The following is a 3,231-nucleotide window of genomic DNA, read 5'->3' on the forward strand; positions in this document are numbered from 1 at the left end:
CAGTTCACCACGCCATCGGCCGTGAAGTCGGAGATGGCTGGCTTGAGCGGGTCGCCCAGCCCCGTAACCTCAGCAGCAGTGATCGGCCCTGCCTTCAGGGTATTGTTGACAAAATTCACAATCTTGGTGGAGTCGCCCGTGTTGAGGGTGCAGGCAGCAAAGAGCACCGCTGCGTCCTTAATGGTGATAGAGGTCTTCACCCCGTCGTAGTAGAAGGAAATGCTATCGGGCGGCGCCTCAGGCGTTTCTGGAGCCTGAGCAGAGAGGGTTGGCGGAACTTGGGTAACGCTGGGTACCTCGGAAAAGGAACAGGCTACAGCCCCCCCCACCAGTGAGGAAGTGAGCAGCAGCGAAAGCAGCGAAGAGCGCAGGTTAGTTTTGGGATCCCGAACAGTCATACTTAGCCTCCGTTGGCTAAAACTCAAGGGGGCTGAAGTCTTGGGCAGAGGCTATCTGGCTCACTCAAGGGAAACTGGCTTAAGAGGCATGCCTAGGCAAATCTTACCCAAATTCGCGCTTGAAAAGTAACGTTGGAGCAGAAAAAGACCACCTGCTCGTAAAGAAAAAAAGAAGGGCAACCCAATGCCCTCCCGAGACTTCTGTGGCAGCCAACCTCAAGCTAGTTGACCGAGATGCCCGGCCCGAAGTTGAAGTAGGTGGTGCTGCCGGGGTTGGTGGTGTTGTCAAAGGTGTTCAGCGTCGTACCGCCCACCGTGATCGCCGACGGTGAGGCAATGGCCGGCGTTATCCGGATCTGGCCACCGAAGGGGATCGTGAACGGCCCGGAGAAGGTGGCCACGTTGCCCGACACCGACGTGGAGGTGGTGATCACCGGCGACCCCCCTGCACCTGTCACCGTCACCGTCGCGCCGGCAGGCAGCCCCGGAATGGTAATTGTTACAGCAGGCGCTGGTGTAGGTGTGGACGTCGGTGTGGGTGTAGGAGCCGCTGGTGGCGTGCCGCCTGGACGGAACTGCAGGCTGGCCCCTGGACCAAAGCCCACCGCTGAGCAGAGGGCATCCGACACCACGTTGAAGACGCTGGAGGTGAAGGGAACCAGCGTTGGAGAGCTATCCAAGAAGTTCACCAGGTTGCCCGGCGCGCCCGCCAAGCTCTCGACGCGTCCACACACAGTAACGCCGGGAACGGGCGTCGGCGTGATGGTGTTGTTGAAGAAGGCCTGCAGGATAGTGCCTTCGCCGCCCAGCTCCGCAGCCTCAGTTGGCGTGAGGTTGACACTTGGACGAGCGTAGATGGCTCCCGTGCCTTGGGGCGGTTGGTTGAAGACGTTGCCCGTCACCGAGGCCTTGGCAAAGGGCGAGAGGTTGCCCGAAGCCTGGGTCTGCCGATCCACAATGTCGGCGATGAAGACGGGGCTGTTGATGGAAGCCTCGAAGCGGTTCTCGCGGATGGTGACCGTGGCAGGCTCTGCCGACACCACGTGCACGCCGGCAACCGTGTAGCCGCGCAGCAGGTTCTTGTAGATATCGGCCTGCGAGAAGTCGCAGACTTGGACAGAGACGTAGGTGTCGGCCTGCGTGGGCCGTGCGAAGTCGTTGAAGGAAACTTCTACGTTGCGCGCCCCTTGGTTGGCTAGGTCGCACTCACCAATGCCCACCTGGTAGTCCACCGCCGGGCCGCCTGCATCCGGATCCGATCCGCGGGTGCCCGTAATGCGGAAGCCATTGCCTTCTGTTCCACCCAGGGTGGCGTCGTTGGCCAAGATCTTGACGTTGCGCAGCGTGCTCGTGCCGTCGAGGGAGTTCAGCGTCAGGCCCGGCTTGTCGGCAGGGATCACAATCTCACCTTCTGCCGTGAAGGAACCTGGACCTGCCGTCACCGTCGGGTTGGGGCCGGCCGCCTCGGCAATGGCGCGGGTGAGGGAGAGATAGACGTTGCTAGTGTTGCTGTTGAAAGCAAGGCCGCTGCCTGCCGCCACAATGGCCCGCCGCTCAGCCGCGCTCAAGCCGCTGCCGCGGTCGTCACGAATGGCGTAGACGTTGGCCGCCGCCGCTGTTGGGGTAATGGTGTTGCCGGTAAAAGTCAGGCTCAGCCCCGTCACTGCCGGCTCGATGAAGATGGCGGCAGAGCCGGCACCCACATCCTGGGCCGCAGGGTTGATCAGTTGAGTTGGGATGTTGGGGACAGCTCCGTAGCCCAAGAAGATGTTGTTGGTCTCCACCCGCAGGTTGATGCCCGCGTTGTCGCCGGCAATGCGGATGCCTGCCGAGCTGCCCGCGCCAGCCACAAACAGGTTAGAGCGGGTTACTGTCAGGTTCTTGGAGGTGGTGCCGGCAGCCGCTGAGCCAAAGCCAATAGCTACCCCGCGCGAGGCCGGAGGGGTTGCCGTTGGAAAGAGAACAATATCGACGCCGGTAACGGTAACTTCGGTGGCGCCTTCAGCATTAATGCCGTACTCAATGGGTTCCAAAGAGCGAGTGTTGAGAATGCTGAAGTTCTCCAGGACAACGCCGCTGGCATTGTTGGTCACTTGCACGGGAGCGCCGGTAGCTGCACCCACCACGATGGCATCGCCCACATTGCCAGTTGCGCCGCGCACCGTAACGTTGCTGCGGTTGATGACAATGTTCTGGCCGTAAACACCCGGCTGGAGAACGATGGTAAGAGGCTGAGCTGGATCAGAGGAAGCAATGATCTGGCTGATGTTGCTCTCAGGAGTGACGTTAACCGTTCCCGAGGGACGGGGGGTTGGCGTGGGAGTTGGCGGCGGGGCCGGGGGAGCCGGAGGGGCCGGCGGCGGTGGGGGCGGCACAGGCACTGCCGGGCCAGAGCTATCTTCGCCGCAGCCCGTCAGGATCACAGGCACAAGAACCACGGCAGACGCTAAGGTCAAAGAACCCAGTGACTTTAGCAGCCACTTCTGTATTGTTCCGTTCATTTTTCTCCTCTTAACCAAAAAAGTAGGGTTCGGCTGAACACTTCCCTTAACTTACCCGATTGACCGGCCCAAAGCAACTAATGGGGCTAGGGGCTTGCCGTTCGGGCGGGAGACGCATACGCGCTTGTGTCAGCGCTTGCTCTGGTTACTCCGTAAATCATACAGGCAGATCTGCCCAGGTTGACAAGTCTTGCCCTTTTTTCAAGAAAAGTTGGGATCCAGGGGGATACAGCGCGGTCTGGGGGGCGGGTGGGATCCTTGCTGGGCAGGGGGTTGACGCTTTGCCCCCAGAAAACCAGAAGATTTGCCTATTTCCTGGCAAAAGGGTGCTT

Annotated in this window: 1 protein-coding gene and 1 pseudogene; both read right to left on the reverse strand. The window is 60.6% G+C overall.

The genetic code is table 11. The annotated features are described in order from the left end of the window. Positions 1 to 398: pseudogene (locus NW845_RS12640) on the reverse strand (hypothetical protein); the annotation flags it as partial. 221 nt (positions 399 to 619) lie between these two features. Next, positions 620 to 2,836, reverse strand: a complete 2,217-nt coding sequence (locus NW845_RS12645) for a hypothetical protein (RefSeq protein ID WP_414378781.1) — start codon at positions 2,834 to 2,836, stop codon at positions 620 to 622. Positions 2,837 to 3,231 lie beyond the last annotated feature (395 nt).

It is taken from the genome of Synechococcus sp. H60.2, assembly GCF_047462315.1.
GTDB lineage: Bacteria > Cyanobacteriota > Cyanobacteriia > Thermostichales > Thermostichaceae > Thermostichus.